At 39.0% G+C, this 15,774-nt stretch carries 13 protein-coding genes and 1 pseudogene; 5 read left to right on the plus strand and 9 right to left on the minus strand.

The window, feature by feature from the left end:
• Nucleotides 1-98: 98 nt before the first annotated feature.
• The gene (locus I8751_RS02185) at nt 99-1,334 is read right to left on the minus strand and encodes a hypothetical protein (RefSeq protein ID WP_214437529.1); all 1,236 of its coding nucleotides are present in this window, start codon (nt 1,332-1,334) and stop codon (nt 99-101) included.
• Between the two features lie 253 nt (nt 1,335-1,587).
• Here I8751_RS02185 and I8751_RS02190 point away from each other — a divergent pair, with 253 nt between their 5' ends.
• Together I8751_RS02190 and I8751_RS02195 are read left to right on the plus strand one after the other, a co-directional pair.
• Nucleotides 1,588-1,971, plus strand: a complete 384-nt coding sequence (locus tag I8751_RS02190; protein WP_214437530.1) for a pentapeptide repeat-containing protein — start codon at nt 1,588-1,590, stop codon at nt 1,969-1,971.
• A 157-nt stretch (nt 1,972-2,128) separates the two neighbouring features.
• The gene (locus I8751_RS02195; RefSeq protein WP_214437531.1) at nt 2,129-2,554 is read left to right on the plus strand and encodes a transposase; all 426 of its coding nucleotides are present in this window, start codon (nt 2,129-2,131) and stop codon (nt 2,552-2,554) included.
• Nucleotides 2,555-2,556: 2 nt separating this feature from the next.
• Here the strand turns inward: I8751_RS02195 and gyrB are convergent, their stop codons facing one another.
• Nucleotides 2,557-4,497 (minus strand): DNA topoisomerase (ATP-hydrolyzing) subunit B, encoded by a 1,941-nt coding sequence (gene gyrB, locus I8751_RS02200; protein WP_214437532.1) that lies wholly within the window; start codon nt 4,495-4,497, stop codon nt 2,557-2,559.
• A gap of 498 nt (nt 4,498-4,995) precedes the next feature.
• Between gyrB and miaA the strand changes: the two genes are divergently transcribed.
• A complete protein-coding gene (gene miaA / locus I8751_RS02205; RefSeq protein WP_214437533.1) occupies nt 4,996-5,895 on the plus strand; it encodes a tRNA (adenosine(37)-N6)-dimethylallyltransferase MiaA in 900 nt (299 codons plus the stop codon).
• A gap of 42 nt (nt 5,896-5,937) precedes the next feature.
• Here miaA and I8751_RS02210 read toward each other — a convergent pair whose 3' ends face one another.
• Nucleotides 5,938-6,666 (minus strand): Uma2 family endonuclease, encoded by a 729-nt coding sequence (locus I8751_RS02210; protein ID WP_214437534.1) that lies wholly within the window; start codon nt 6,664-6,666, stop codon nt 5,938-5,940.
• Between the two features lie 758 nt (nt 6,667-7,424).
• Here I8751_RS02210 and I8751_RS02215 point away from each other — a divergent pair.
• Nucleotides 7,425-8,723 (plus strand): annotated as a pseudogene (locus I8751_RS02215) (diguanylate cyclase domain-containing protein).
• 128 nt (nt 8,724-8,851) lie between these two features.
• On the opposite strand, the gene I8751_RS02220 reads toward I8751_RS02215, so the two are convergent.
• A complete protein-coding gene (locus I8751_RS02220) occupies nt 8,852-10,069 on the minus strand; it encodes a patatin-like phospholipase family protein (protein WP_318780280.1) in 1,218 nt (405 codons plus the stop codon).
• Between the two features lie 248 nt (nt 10,070-10,317).
• Here I8751_RS02220 and I8751_RS02225 point away from each other — a divergent pair, with 248 nt between their 5' ends.
• Entirely contained in the window at nt 10,318-10,878 is a 561-nt protein-coding gene (locus I8751_RS02225) for a sugar O-acetyltransferase (protein WP_214437535.1), read from the plus strand.
• 12 nt (nt 10,879-10,890) lie between these two features.
• Here I8751_RS02225 and I8751_RS02230 read toward each other — a convergent pair whose 3' ends face one another.
• From I8751_RS02230 to I8751_RS02250, 5 genes are all read right to left on the minus strand, one after another.
• Nucleotides 10,891-11,274, minus strand: a complete 384-nt coding sequence (locus tag I8751_RS02230) for a calcium-binding protein (protein WP_214437536.1) — start codon at nt 11,272-11,274, stop codon at nt 10,891-10,893.
• A 59-nt stretch (nt 11,275-11,333) separates the two neighbouring features.
• Nucleotides 11,334-11,978, minus strand: a complete 645-nt coding sequence (locus I8751_RS02235; protein ID WP_214437537.1) for a Uma2 family endonuclease — start codon at nt 11,976-11,978, stop codon at nt 11,334-11,336.
• A gap of 131 nt (nt 11,979-12,109) precedes the next feature.
• Nucleotides 12,110-12,916 carry a flavin monoamine oxidase family protein gene (locus I8751_RS02240; RefSeq protein WP_214437684.1) on the minus strand — a complete coding sequence of 269 codons (807 nt, stop codon included), beginning with the start codon at nt 12,914-12,916 and terminating at the stop codon, nt 12,110-12,112.
• A gap of 208 nt (nt 12,917-13,124) precedes the next feature.
• On the minus strand, nt 13,125-14,615 hold the full coding sequence (locus tag I8751_RS02245) for an ISLre2 family transposase (RefSeq protein WP_214437538.1): 1,491 nt from the start codon (nt 14,613-14,615) through the stop codon (nt 13,125-13,127).
• Nucleotides 14,616-14,786: 171 nt separating this feature from the next.
• The gene (locus tag I8751_RS02250) at nt 14,787-15,665 is read right to left on the minus strand and encodes a flavin monoamine oxidase family protein (protein ID WP_214437539.1); all 879 of its coding nucleotides are present in this window, start codon (nt 15,663-15,665) and stop codon (nt 14,787-14,789) included.
• Nucleotides 15,666-15,774 lie beyond the last annotated feature (109 nt).

The following is a 15,774-nucleotide window of genomic DNA, read 5'->3' on the forward strand; positions in this document are numbered from 1 at the left end:
GGGAAAGGGGAAGGGGTAAAGGGTTTGTTTCTTCATCCTTTACCCTTTAACCTTTTCCCCCCTCTTCTTGCTCCCCCTGTTGCCTATTGCCTATTGCCTCAAGCAGTAACTAATTTGTCATACCCATCAGAAGTTTTAATCTCAGCATCCTGATAAATTTCTGCCCTTAGAGGCTGGTGAATTAACTCGTACCAAAGATGACCTACCCGCGCATCAAAACCCTCTGGTTGACCACGCATGAAGGTATGCATACACTTTGCCGACTGACCAGGTAACAATTGCCAAGAGAAACAACTGGGATTGCCTTCATGGGGATGGGCGATCGCGTCTATGTGCAAATTTGTCGCCAAGCCATAAGCAGCGTAGGGTGGTGCAGTAGAGCCGACAGCAAACCAATCGGGTACAGGGAATACCTGTTGAATATCCTCTGTTTGTCCCATATTTATATGGGCAAAGTAATGCAGTCCCACGGGGATATTAACAACTTCTTGAGCATCGCCAATTCTTTCTGCTGATTTTTTGGGTTTACCTTTCACAAATAGTTCTTCAATAAGGTAATCTGCACCAGCGTACAAACTAATGACCCGATAAAGTTCACATACTAAATGCCGGTTATGACCTGTAACTGGATCTGCACCAATATAATCAAAGGGTTCTGAGGCAATGGTAATGCTAGCTCGCACAGGGCCACTAGATTGGGCAACTAGCCGATAAGCATGATTGAACAGAGAGACTTGATAATAAGGCGATTTAGGATAGGAAGACCCAGGTAATTGTAGTTCACTTACCTGCATACAACGCTTTTCTGGATCTTGTCCCAACCATTCACCCATTGCTGCTAAAAAAGGATCGAGAATTTCTTGGTGGTCAAGCTGTACACTTGTCGCTGAACCAGAAAACCAGTTCCGTTCGTCATCTTCGGGTGCAGGTATTAAATTGAACCAAACAATCAACCGATTATTGACAAGTCTGACACCGCGCTCCCGTCCATCACTTCCATAAATAACTTCCAAAGATGGTTCACCCAGTTTTTTTGGGATAGCCTTGCCTTGCTCTAATCGAATTAAAGCTGAGGCGAGGACATCATCTGGGGAGCCCGGTGGAATTGGATTTGCCAGAAAAAAAGTGAGAGTATCACGGGAAGGATCTTCTGGGTCAATTATGTCTACTTGAGAGCTGATTGGTGTATGTGCAAGATCGCGCAGTTCGCTTAATACTAGTTCCTCTGGTGGAATTGGAAATTGTTGGGCGATCGCTTGCCAAGATATGGTGATGTAGCTCTTTCGCCAGTAGTTGGATGGATTAAAAACAGCTAATAAATTAAGGGATGGCATGAATTTGCCCTCCTGAAGTATTTTTATGAAACTGTAAATTTAACAAGTGCGATCAACTTCACTAGCTCCATGTTTGAACCTAGGAGAAAAGTTTGAGGAACTTGTGAGGAAATAGAAAATTTCTGCAAAGAACTATGTTTATCATTGGACAAATTTATATTGGTTCTGTCTCAATTTTGTGCATCGGCGGTTTTATGATTATTTGTGTGATGGCACATAACCAAATTGACGAGACAACCTGTGAGGCTGTTATATGTCTGAATTAAATGCTCAACAGCCCATCAATACGGTGGCTGCTCTCATAGAGAATTACGCTGCGGGGATACGAGATTTTAGTAAAGCGGAACTAGGTAATGCCGATTTGCAAGGCTTAAACCTGAAAGGTTCTGACTTGAGTTATGCCGATTTGAGTGAGGCTAACTTAAGTGGTGCTAATCTCAGGGGAACTGACCTCAGCTTTGCGGATCTTAGTCAAGCTGACCTGAGGAATGCTGATTTGAGGGGAGCATTGTTGATGTCAGCCAATCTCCGCCAAGCAAATCTCCAAGGAGCAAATTTAGAAAAAGCAGACTGCGATCGCAGTACCAATTTTCCCCAAAATTTTGATTTAATTCAGGCGGGTTTGCAGATTAAATAAATCAACTAATTGACATTCAATTTACATATTTCAACCGAAGCCAATTTTAATGCACAGCGAGAATCAAGATTAGAGGATGTCTGAAAAGTCAGAAAGCTCACATAACGGTATCCTGTCAGTAGAAAAAGTACTTAAGTATGACAGCGTTACGAGAGCTATGAGTCCATCGTACCCAAGTAATCTGACTAGTGAGCAATGGGAACTATTATCAAGCCTGATTCCACAGCCAAAAACTGGAGGTCGCAAACAAAGTGTCGATATGCAGGCGATCGTTAACGCAATCATGTACATTTTGTGTGCAGGTTGTGCGTGGCAAATGCTCCCAAACGATTTTCCTAAATGGAAAACGGTGTATCATTACTTCCGACAATGGCGCATTGATAAGAGGCAGGGGGCAGGGGGAAAGGTACAAACCTTGATGCCACTTCACTCAAGTCGGGGAACCCGCCCACGAGACTGGCTCCCCCTTGTGGGTGGTTTTTCTCCCCTGCTCCCTGCTCCCCTGCTCCCCTGCTTTTTTCATTTCTACCAACTACCCATTACTAGGTTCACTACATATCAAAGTATATTGATACTAACTTGATATTAGATATCTAGATCAATGAAATTGAGTTTAGAGCCATAGGTTTCAATAAATTCGCGTCTAGGTGCGACGCGATCGCCCATTAAAATTGTAAAAATGCGATCAGCTTCGGCTGCATCCTCAATTTCCACTAGCTTAAGGGTGCGGGTTTCTGGATTCATTGTAGTTTCCCAGAGTTGTGTTGGCATCATTTCACCCAAACCTTTGAAGCGTTGGACGTTGTAGTTGGCGTTGCTGGGAAACTTGGCTATTTCCTGTTGCAGTTCACGATCGCTATAACAATATTTTGGCTCACTGCGTCCTCGTTCTAATTTGTATAGTGGGGGACAGGCAATGTAGATGAAGCCTTGTTCGATGAGCGATCGCTGATACCGATAGAAGAAAGTTAACAACAATGTACGGATGTGCGCCCCATCCACATCAGCATCAGTCATGATCACGATCCGGTGATAGCGCAGTTGAGACGCGTCAAATTCCTCGCCTTTTACACCCAAGCCAAGGGCAGTAATTAAGGATTGGACTTCGTTGTTTTTATAAATCTTGGCATCGTCAGTTTTCTCAATGTTGAGAATTTTACCACGTAGGGGCAGGATTGCTTGAGTGCGGCGATCGCGTCCTTGTTTGGCACTACCACCTGCGGAATCACCTTCCACAATATAAATTTCCGATTCGCTGGGGTCACGAGAACTGCAATCTGCCAATTTACCAGGTAATGGCGAAGATTCCAGCACGGATTTACGCCGTACCAATTCCCGTGCATGACGGGCTGCTTCTGCGGCTTTAAAGGCTTGGATAGCTTTATCTAAGATGGAGTCTGCTATGCTAGGGCGAAATTCTAAGTACTCAGTTAGAACTTCTCCTACTAGAGAGTCAACAATACCCCGGACTTCGGTGTTACCGAGTTTGGTTTTAGTTTGTCCTTCAAATTCCGGATCTGGGACTTTGACAGAAATCACCGCTGTCAAACCTTCGCGGACATGTTCACCACTGAGATTGGATTCACTTTCTTTAATTTTATTGCGCTTACGGGCGATCGCATTTAATGTGCGAGTCAGAACCGCTTTCAAACCTTCTAAGTGTGTACCACCATCAACGGTGCGAATATTATTGGCAAAACCCAACACATTGTCTGTGTAAGCATCAGTACACCATTGCAAGGATACTTCCACTTGTACGTTGTTGCGTTCCCCCTGCACATAAATAATTTCTTCGTGCAGCGGTTGCTTCTCACGGTTCATGTAGGCAATATACTCTTTGATACCACCCTTGTATTCGTAGGTTTCTACCTTGGGTGTGTCACTTTTCAGCAGTTCTAAACGGTGGTCGGTAAAGGTAATTTTGACACCTGCGTTTAGGTATGCCAACTCCCGCAGGCGACCTGATAAAGTGATGTAATCAAATTCAATGCCATTAGTAAAGATTTGAGTATCTGGCTTGAATCTTACAGAAGTTCCGGTTCTCCCCTCTTTTTCAGGTTTGACTTGCAGTTCGGTAACTGGCAAACCTCGTTCATAACGCTGGACATGAACTTTTTGATCTCGCCAAACCGTGACTTCCACCACCTCAGATAGGGCGTTAACTACAGAAATACCAACCCCGTGCAATCCTCCAGAAACTTTGTAACCGCCGCCGCCAAACTTTCCTCCGGCATGCAACACGGTTAACACGGTTTCTAAGGCCGATTTCCCCGTTCGCGAGTGAGTATCGGTAGGAATCCCCCGACCATCATCTGTTACAGTCACGGAACCATCAGCATTGATATCCACCTCTATATGAGTGCAGTGACCCGCTAAAGCTTCATCAATAGAGTTATCTACTACCTCATAAACTAAATGGTGGAGTCCTCGCGGCCCAGTAGTACCTATGTACATCCCTGGTCGTTTGCGGACGGCTTCCAGACCTTCCAGAACTTGAATCTGATCGGCACTGTAACTGCTCGTCATGAAAATTCTCCTGATGCGTGGGGTTGAAGTCGCCCAAAGGCAAAAAGTCAAAACATACCAAAATTCTAACACAAAAGCCTTACTGGCGACTTTAGGTCAATTTTATGAGAAGTTTACGTAGGGGATACAACCCCATAAGTTTTTGGAATGAATTGCCTCAATTTTAAGCTAGTTTCTCAGTTAAGTATAAATACTATATTATTCGCAATGTGAATCTCCGATCACTTATGAATAGCTTCTAAAATGAGAATTTGGCTGATATTGTAACTGCTTGTCATAAAAATTGTTATGAACAGTGGGTTTCAAACCGTCTCTAGTCAAAAAAATGCCAAAAAGCTTCAAGATTTTAACACAAAAGCCTTACAAGCGACTCTAGGGCATTTTTATCAGAAGTTTATTCAAGAGATTTAACTATTATGTGAGACAAGTAAACAAGGCGAAAATAATTAATGACAACTGACTATTGACAACTGACTATTGACAACTGACAACTGACTAATGACTAAATTGATTGTGATTTGTGGAGCAACAGCAACAGGTAAGTCTGGGTTGGCTTTGAAGTTAGCGATGCGCCTCGGTTCTGTAATTCTCAGTGCAGATTCTCGTCAGGTTTACCGCGAGTTTGATATTGGTACAGCAAAGCCAACATTGATAGAACAAAAATTATTACCACATTATTTAATAGATATCTGCAATCCAACAGACACAATGACGGTAGCGGATTATCAAGAACAAGCACAAAGTTTAGTTGCTTCCCTTGGTGTTTCGCCATTGTTACTAGTTGGTGGCACTGGTTTATACATACGTTCTATTGTTCAAGGCATGAAAATCCCCAGAGTTGCACCAGATAAACAACTGCGATCGCAACTGGAATCTCTTGGTCAAAGCACGCTCTATGGAATCTTACAACAAGTTGATACCGTTGCTGCACAAAAAATTCATGCTAACGACATCGTGCGGACTTTGCGAGCTTTAGAGGTATTTTATATCACGGGAAAACCTATTTCAGAACAGCAAGGGGAAAATCCACCCAATTATCCTATTTTGCAAATTGGATTGGATTGTGATGTGGAAAAGCTAGAGCGACGTATTTACAGGCGCACTGAGCAAATGCTCACAGATGGCTTAGTAGCTGAGGTGGAATATCTTTGTCAGAAATATGGTGCTAATTTACCTTTGTTGAATACTTTGGGATATCAAGAAATTAAGCAATATTTAGCTGGTAATATTTCTCTAGATGAAGCCGAAGAATTAACAGTTTTGCATACGCGACAATTTGCTAAACGACAACGCACTTGGTTTAGAGCATATTCACAAATTGAGTGGTTTGATGCGGATGATCCTAATTTATTAGAGAAGGTTTGGCAGCGAGTAGAGAATTTTTGCTGTTCTCAATGAGTTCAGAGGCAAGAAGTTTTTTGGCGCTCATACATCTGTATCCTAAAGAGTATCAGGATCTATACCCATAGCTCGTAGCCTTTCTGCCAGTAATTGCGCACGTTCTTCAGCCTGTTCAGCGCGTTGTCGTTCTTGCTCGGCGCGTTGTCGTTCTTGTTCTGCGTGTTCATCTCCAGTCAGCAAAACAGTTCCATCTTGGTAGCACCAGCGTAACCAAAAATCTTGTCTACCTTCAAATTCGCCTTCCCATAAGGTTATACCTAAACCCACTTGTTCTAACCAAGTTGCTGAAGTTTCAAAGTAGCGCATTCCTCTTAGTTCATAAACGCGTAGTACTTGCTCTCCTAGTTGCTGGTTTGGGTCATATACAATATAGTAACTAGCCCGCATGTGTTCATAAATTTTTAGTTTTTTTCCCAGTTCGTCACCTTCTTTGTTAGAGACAATCTCAATGACGACTTCTGGTGTTTTACCAAAACGCCACACCATATAACAACGGTTTTGCTTCTCCCACCAATTTTGAGGTAATTGGACATCTAAGCTGAGAAAAACATCAGGTACAATGGGGGGTTGAAGATCTGTATAGTAAATACCTACATTAGCTTCGGCTAAAAAAGTCTGGTTTTTTACAGAACTATAAAGAGAGCCAATCAAAAGGCGTTGCTGTTTGGCAGATGCGAAATTGTCCACAGGTGTATCATCTTCAGTGACTAACTGGTTGGCATCTGGCACATAGTAATCATCATCATTGATTAAGAGTTGCTCAACCATGACTTTATCCAAATAATTGAAGGCATTACTTCTAGGTTACTTGATTAGTGGTAAAAGGATACTGAGTAACAAAAATATTTTATCTTTAGTAAATTGTATCAAATTTTATAGAGACAATGATGCCAGTAAACAATCAATTCATCACTTAATTATATGTGATGCGTAGGCGTAGCCCGTTATAGACATCGTCTACTAACTAATAAATGATGGTGAAAAAAAGATCTGTACCTATTTACTTTTAGCAAAGCTTTGATGATACAAAATGGAATGTATTATTTGTAATAATTTTTCGATCTAAATTAATTAAAATGTAAAAAGAATCAATATTATAAAAAATTAACTCTCTTCAATTTTTCCAATATCTTTGTTTGCTGTTTTGACTAAGTAACTTTATTAATATACTATCTATTGTTGTATTTATGTAAACTTTGCTATTTTTAGTAATTTTTAGTTTAAGTATTCTCTAGAGATAGCAATATGCTATTAAATCTGGTGTTTTTACTGAATTTAGCCTCTTTAAATTATATTTAATTTTAAAATAGTGAGTATTAACTACATAAGCTAGATTATCTAATTTACCAATTCAGCCAAACGTGTAAACTACGGCTAATAAAAACAAAATAGTTGCTAATTAAGCAACATTTTAGTCAAGCAAGTACACCGATAGATTAGAGATTGATTATCATAGGATTATTGACTTTCAGGTTGAATGGACACCGAAAACAATATATTAACCTTAGCAGACAGGTTATTTTAACATGTTCGCCAGCAAAATCCTAGTTGTTGAGAATGAAAATCTCCTAACATTAAATATTAAAAATAGTTTACAGAAGTTGAGATACAATGTTCGAGAAATCTTGGATTATGGCGAGGAGGCAATAAAAAAGGTAGCGGATACTCATCCACATTTAGTATTAATTGATATCTGTTTATCAGGAAAAATTAATGGTATACAAGTAGCAGATATTGTTCAGAAGATTTTCCAAATACCCGTATTATATTTAACCGAGTATTCGGAATATATAAAATTACATGAAAAACCCTTTAGTGAGCCTTTTAGTTATATTTTCAAACCATTTGCTGAGACAGACTTACATATTGCCGTAGAAATGGCTTTATACAAGCATCAAAGCAACAAAAAATTGCAGGAATAAAAGCAAATAATGGTGGCAATTATTAATAGTATGGCTTATGGAGTTGTCGTCACATATACCAATGGTTGCATCCAAATGATGAATCCAATGGCAGAAGCTCTTACTGGTTGGAATCAAGATGAAGCAGTAGGGAGAGACTTCACAGAAGTTGTCAGTTTAATTGACAAAGATATGGACGAAGCAACTGAAAATTTAGCTGTAAGAGCAATGGCATTAGGGGAAGTGGTAAATTTACCAGAAAACTGTATGCTAGTCACAAAAAATGGCAAAGAAATACCAATTGGAGATAATATTGCACCCATCCGCGATAGTGATGGTAATATTATCGGGGCTGTGTTGGTTTTCCAAGATATTACTCAACGTAAGCAGATGGAAGCACAACTACTGCGGAATGCTTTTTATGATGGACTGACAACCTTACCCAATCGAGTTTTATTTTTAGATAGACTCAAGCAAGCAATAGAGCGTAAAAAACGACGTACTGATTATCAATTTGCAGTTTTATTTTTAGATTTAGATGGTTTCAAGGAGATTAACGATCGCCTAGGACACGGAATGGGCGATGATTTTTTAGTAGCGATCGCTCGCAGGTTAGAATCATGTGTACGCAGTGGTGATACTGTAGGAAGATTTGGCGGCGATGAATTTGCCGTACTTTTAGAAGATATTAGAGACGTTACCGACGCTATTAATGTAGCTAAACGTATTCAAGACACCTTAGGATTGTCACTTAACCTCAACGGACATCAGATATGTACTACAGCCAGCATTGGTGTAGCTCTAAATTGTGGTGGTTATCATGAACCTGAAAGTTTACTACGGGATGCTGATATTGCCATGTACCGTGCTAAACAGAAGGGAAAAGCCCGTTTTAGCGTATTTGATGAAGCTACTAATTGTTAGTGGTTCTCTATTAAGTAGATCGAAAAAATAAATGATACATAAAGTCAAGTTATCTAGGTGCATTTAACCTAATTTATTGAAAATAAAACTCTGTTTTTCATAGCTAAGACTCAATTTCCAAAAATATTTTATTGATTAATTCGTAAAAATTCCTGTAATGCAACTTGCACTTTTGGTTGATTAATATAAACTTCTGTCGCCTCAATTAAATTGCAGATATTATCTTGACTTACATCATCAATATCATCATTTAAGGGTTTATTAATTAGTTCTCGATCAAGTTTGAATTGTAATCGTAAAGCTTGATTATGAATTATCTGATTAGTAATATATTCATGAATGTTTGATGAGGCATCAAACAATATACCAATTAACGGCTGTGCCCATTGTATAAGACCCCAACTTTGAGCTTGTTCAAATGGTATTACTCGTGTTCGATGTCCAGTTCCTACTGAAAGAACAGTAATTTCTTCAGCTTTATAGCCTAATCTTAAAGCTTCAGCAACAGCACAACTAGAGGGGTTGTTAGCAGCAACGCCACCATCAATAGCAGAGTATATGCATTTAATCGAATAAGTAGAGGTATTATCCGGTATCTTTGTCCAAGAAGAATCTAAAAAAGCTAGTCGATTTGTTCCTGCATACTTATTAATAGTACGAGTTTGACCGTTACCTGTGCCGTTGGTGATTCTAATTTGAGTATCGTTATATATATTCTCGATCGCAGATGCATCATCATCTAAAGTGATGGTTTGTGGCGTTCCATTTTTGACTATTCCATTTACTCTTTTTTCTAGTTTATGTGCTGGAAAATAACTTGGAGCCGATGCTGAACATAAACAAGCTTCCCACAATGGCACATCGCCATAACCTTTATCTTGTCGCCAGCTTTTAAATATGATTGGTTCTCTAGTAATTGTGTCGTAAGAAACAATTAATAATTGTGGTTTTGTAATATCTAATAGTTTTGTATCACCTAAAGCTTCTTTAAGGACTTGAATTAAGCCGCTATCAGAAAACTTGGGAGCAGATAAACCATATTTTAATATTAAAGGTATTCGTTGTAGAGAAAAACGGCTTTGATAAGGAAAGATGAGTTTACCTTTTTGCTTGTATAAATCAATGATTTCTTTGCTATGACATCCTCTAGCGATCGCAGCTGCTAAAAGTGACCCTGTAGAAGTTCCCGCAATTAAGTTAAAATATTGATTTAACGGTTGATTAATTCGCTGTTCAATTGCGGCTAGAATGGTCGCTGTAACCACTCCCCGAATCCCGCCACCATCTAAGCTCAAAATCCGAAAAGGCATATTACTCCGAATTTTCTGCAATTTTTGACTTGCCAATTTATCTGAATATAACTTACATGTTATATCTGATTAATAATCTAGATTTTTTCTATCAAAATAATTGCAAATTAATCTTATAGCGATTTCCACATTAGTGAAGTATAGCAAGTAATAATTAACCGCCGATAGAAGAAGATGAACGTAGATGCACGCAGATAAATTTGTACCTCACCAGATGAAGAAACGCTATATCTTGCTTTTTTGTTTAAAATAAATCTTATTTTAATAAGCTTAGAGATTTTGTAATGGAACAAACAGAAAAACAAAAGATGCTAGCAGGCGAGTTATATCTCGCAAATGATCCTGAATTAGTTGCTGAAAACAAACGAGCTAGTCGTCTTCTGCGAATATACAACGCGACAACAGAAGAACAGCAGAAAGAACGAAGACAACTTTTGCAAGAATTATTCCAAAAAATAGGGAATAAACCATCGATTGTACCACCATTTCACTGCGACTACGGCAGCAATATTTCTGTGGGCGATGGATTATATATGAACTATGGTTGTGTGATTTTAGACTGTAATACAGTTGAAATTGGTGATCATGTTTTGTGCGCTCCTTACGTACAAATTTATGCTGCTTATCATCCTGTAGAACCAAAAATCCGCCTTTCAGGTAGAGAATTGGCTGCTCCAGTCAAAATTGGCAATAATGTCTGGATTGGTGGCAGTGCAATTATTTGTCCAGGTGTCACAATTGGTGACAACACTACTATTGGTGCTGGGAGTGTAGTTGTAAAAGATATCCCAGCAAATGTAGTGGCAGCAGGTAATCCCTGCCGCATCATTCGGCATTTGTCCTAAAATGATTATTCATTAGAACTTGTATCCTCTAGCCAGCCAATAGTGCCAGTCTGCGATCGCTTCTTGAGTTTCACTATCGGCATCAATTGCTTCTAATTCCGATAACTTGACAGAAAACACATCTTCATCATTGCCCTCTGGATAAACCACTTCCAGATACATATCTTTTAAACATTCATCATCTGGTGCCATTCCTAGCACCTCAACTTGTTTTTCCTCAACCTCAGACGATTTGCGTGACTTCTTCTTCCACTTGGCCATGAAGGGAACGTTCAAAGTATCGTCGAGGTAGTAATACCAACCCATAGCCCGTTCTTCTTTGTCATTATCGGTATCGACAATGATCTCTGTCTCAATACGATGTTCCCGTTTTTCGTCACGTTCAACACTAGGCATAAGATAAAGGCTTGCGTATGTTGGACTTTGATATGGTATATCCTTTTGACGATTTCGTGTCAATCTTTTTTCTGCTGTTTTATCCACGCCCGAAAAGAGTTAATCATTGGGATTTCACCCATTTTCAGGCTTTCTTGCAGAAAACGGGGAATTTCAGTTGTTAAAGGTAGATTGGCAAAAGTGGGTGAGACATTACCAGGGATGTATATACCATCTCGCAACTGGTAAATCTGCATTACAGGTTCATCATAACGCCAAACCTCTGGAACACCTAAAGCAAGATATATGGAGAGTCGATCAACAGAAGCACTGGTGTAGTCTACCTCAACTACTAAGTCAGGTGGTGGGTCTTGGGTCAAGTCTAGATTCTGCTTTTGTCGCATCACGGGTTCATTTTGGATGTAAAAACTCGAATCGGGTTCTACACCCCGCAGCAAGTCTGGACGCTTACAAGTTACTGAACCAGTGCTTTTCAGGTTGAGATTGAGTTCTTCTGCTAAATTATCAATCAACTTCTCAATCAGTCTTTTGTTATGTTCATGAGGCATTAAAGGAGTCATAATTTCCAGCGTTCCGTGGTCATAAGCCAATCGAGTGGCACGATCATTCCCCATTTCTGAGAGGATGGTTTCAAAGGTCTGCCAGCTGATGTTAGACAATATGACCCGTTGAGAGCTAATCGCTTTTGCTGCTGTTGTTACCATAGGTTTTGCCCCCAGTTTTTCTACCAAGATATCAAGGAATTGGCTAGAGGTTGCAGGGGCGATACCTTCTCTACGAGACGCTACGCGCAGCCTGCTTCTTTAGAGGAGTACGATAGGCTTTGACAACGCATCTATTTGAAATCGCGGAGAATTTGCTGTGCTGCATTGATCCCCGAAATCGCAGCACCTTCCATAAAACCTTGCCATTCATAGAATGAATTAGTGTGTTCTCCTGCAAAGTAAAGGTTATTAACTGATTTACCTTCGTTACCCGCAATAGTTGTAAAGTAGCCAGGTTGGTTACAGGTGTAACTGCCTTTAGTTAGAGGATTGAAAGACCAATTTTCTAAATATGCTAAAAACTCAGTATTGTTGATTTTTGCTGCCGCAATATCCGTACCAGGAAAGATAAATTTCAGGTTACTGAGGAAATTAGCAGCCTCCCGCTGAAGTTTTTTGGAGTTGAGTCCTGCACCCAAATTTCCACCAGTATAATTTGTCAGTACAGCCCTGTTGTATGTAGCTTGGCTGGGGTTAGTTTCCCAAGTGCCTTGCAGATAAGGTAGGTCGGCGTAAGAACTACCATTACTCCCAAGAGTAGCCCAAGGACGACTATTAAAACCCACCATTAATTTGGAGTTGGTTCCATAAACTAAGTTTTTAATTGCATCGAGTTTCCATTGTGGAAGTTGGAGTCCCTGTAAATCAACTTCTCGCAGAGTTGAAAAAGGAACCGCAAAGACAACAGCATCAAATTTCTCACTAGGACTATTGTTAAAAGTTAATTCGATTTTGCCTGCGTTATCTTTTCTAGCCGCAATTAGTTTTTTCCCATATTTAATTTGTCTTTGGAGACGGCTTTCTAAAGCTTTAACAATTTGTTGGTTGCCTCCGATGGGAGCAACGCGATTTTGTGAGGTCGGACAAAAAAGTGCGATCGCTAAAACTTACATTTCTACATGAGGTGATTTTATTTGCAATTAACATACGTAATTGCACGAAAAGTTATCTTTATGAGATCTCTCAAAAAGATTGCTAGTAAGTTATTTGACGATTATTTCCAAATATATCTGCAATAAATCTTTAATGCTTGGTATCAATTATGGCAAAAAATTAATTAAATGCCGAATTGAAGTATAAAATTTATCAGGCACTTTGAGGTTTGATAAACGAATTAAAGATAGAATCAGAAAAATTATCCCAACTTTTAGCTATCCATTGACAACGGAGGTGCAACATAATTTCTGCGTTATCTTGAAGCCAAAACTTACTATTACCTTTCATCCGTAAATTAACAACTTGGCGAATTAAACTTTCAACCGCGCCACTACCAAGAGGAAGTTTTTTCAAGGCAACAGAGTTATAGTTTAAAAGCCTGCGTCGGTAAGCTTTTAAAATATAATTTCGTTCTCGTACCAAAGTTTTAAGGCGCTCTCCGTTCGCCTCAAAAATAAATTCACCCATATTTCTCATTAAATCTAGTGCCTGACCTTTTTTTAAAGTTTTTCGAGCCTTTTGAAACCATTGTTGTCGCTCATCATTTGTGCTAAAAGCAGCATCAGCAAAATCTTGTAAATGTGATGCTGCATGATAAAAGTCTAATAATTGATAAGTTTCAAGTGGGCATTTTAATTTTTTTAATAAAGGAGGAATGTGTATCCATATCCAGTCTGCACCATCAGCAATCAATAATACCTGCTTGGCTTCACTTATACCCAAATTTACCAAATACATCTCTAAAATTTTGAGGAATTCTTTATAACCAGAATACGTGCCATCATTAGTAACAGGTATTGCTGAGGTTTTAATTTTTTTACCTTGTTCATTTACTACATAAATTGTTAGTAATTTTGGCTCCATCCATTCGCCTACAAAGCCATGACGATTTGTTTTTACTTTACGCCTTCCTTTTTTATTAATCCGAATACGGGTACGACCACCGTCCGCAGCGATTACAACACGTTGGTCTTTCAGAGTATTTAAGTTAGATAAAGTACCAGATTCTAAGTCATTTAACTTATTTTTACGTAAATCTATCCCGATTTTACCAAAATAATATGTTAGCCGTTCTATTCGTTTTAGACTAATATTTATTCCCCAATCAATTAGTGTTGTACGTGCAGCTTCAAACGAGCCAGAAATTGCACCATATTTTGCAATTGTTGACCAGACTAAAGGGGTAATACTTTCAGACATCCCTAGCCACTTTAAAAACGGACAAAATCCTTGATTTGAGGTTTTGATTTTTTGCTCCTTGAGTGCAGAATTATCAAATGTTTTACTTGTCGGATTCTGTTCAAGTACATAAGGTAAGTTTAAAGTTACTTCGACATTTCCGATTGTTACTATTTGTCGCTTTTTATAACCATGCTTTTGTGTGTTTGGGCTTCTCCATCCCTGTGTTTGAGCAACAGAATAGTCAAGAAAATTTGGTGATGTTGAAAGATTATATAATAACAGAGCTATACATTCTCCAGCTAAAATTAGTGCCTGAACTCTGATTTCTTCTTCTCGCTCTTTGAGGTTTTTTCCATCCCATTCTGGGATATTAGCGAAATCCAAAAGTTTTGTAACATTCAATTGAAAAGTTCTTATTGATTTATTTAAATCAAGAGTCGCACATATATTTTTTGTCATAAAAGGCAGATATTCCCTATCTGAAAACATTATTTCAAAGGAATCTTACCTTTTTTCGTCGTCATTACAGAGCAGGCAAGAAATTTTTATGTATTTATACGCAATATTAAGTAACAAATATTTTTTTTACTGAAAAGAAGTTATTAGCGATCGCTGGTTTTTGATACGACCTCACCAAATCGCGTTGCTCCCGCCTCCGATTACGTGATAACGCTCATCACTAAATACACCAAAAGGTCGAAACTTTGATCGTTTATCTGCATGAATAAATAGTAGAAAACTAATACTACTTTGCTGTTCTATTTCTCGACCATATTCACCAATGTAAGCAGATTTAATTACGTTTTTAATTAAATTTCCTGCCCCCCGGCTATTAAGATAATCTTGGAGATTGATGAAATCTAATATTCGTTCGGCTTTTGTAAAGTTGCTAGCAGTAGGTTCTCCGATTGTGCCTAAATCGTTTCTCATTGCAGCAACAAAATTCCGAAATTCATCAACTACTGCTGACTCCGCATAACGTTGACCATTGAAGTAGTAAAAAACTTCTCCAGGTTCTTTGGATAAATCTTCTACTTCTAACTTAAATTCTTTAACATATCCCAGCATTGTTTTATGCAGGTTGTCGATAAATTCCCCACCTCTCTCGACAACTTGACCAGGGAAAAGGCTATCAAGAGAATAACACCTTCCACCTGGGCGATCGCTTGCTTCGTAAAGACTAGCTTGAATGCCCTTTTGTTGCAGTTCGTATCCACAGGCGAGTCCTGCCAAACCAGCCCCGACAATCGCTATTTTGGCATCAACTGATGGTGGTGCAGCTAGGGTACGGCGAAAGTAACCAGAACTTGTACCAATGGTTCCACCAACTAAAGTGAGTTTTCCCAAATCTGCGAGAAATTCTCGCCGTTTTGTTTTGCGAATTGACATCATTTCTTTAAAGGCAGAAATGCGTTCAATGCCTTCGCTAGTAGAAATATTATGCTTTTGACAATAGCGAACAATGTGAATTGTGTGCGCTAATTTTCTAAAAAGTTGTGAATGACTCATGACTTAGTACAGCCTGGCACTAATTTTTTGCAGTAAATTTCGCTATTAACCGTACTCAGTATAGCTTTAGTATATTTAATTACGTTAAGAATCTGTATTTATAAGGTAA

Origin of the sequence: Atlanticothrix silvestris CENA357 (genome assembly GCF_016056295.1) — a bacterium.
GTDB lineage: Bacteria > Cyanobacteriota > Cyanobacteriia > Cyanobacteriales > Nostocaceae > Atlanticothrix > Atlanticothrix silvestris.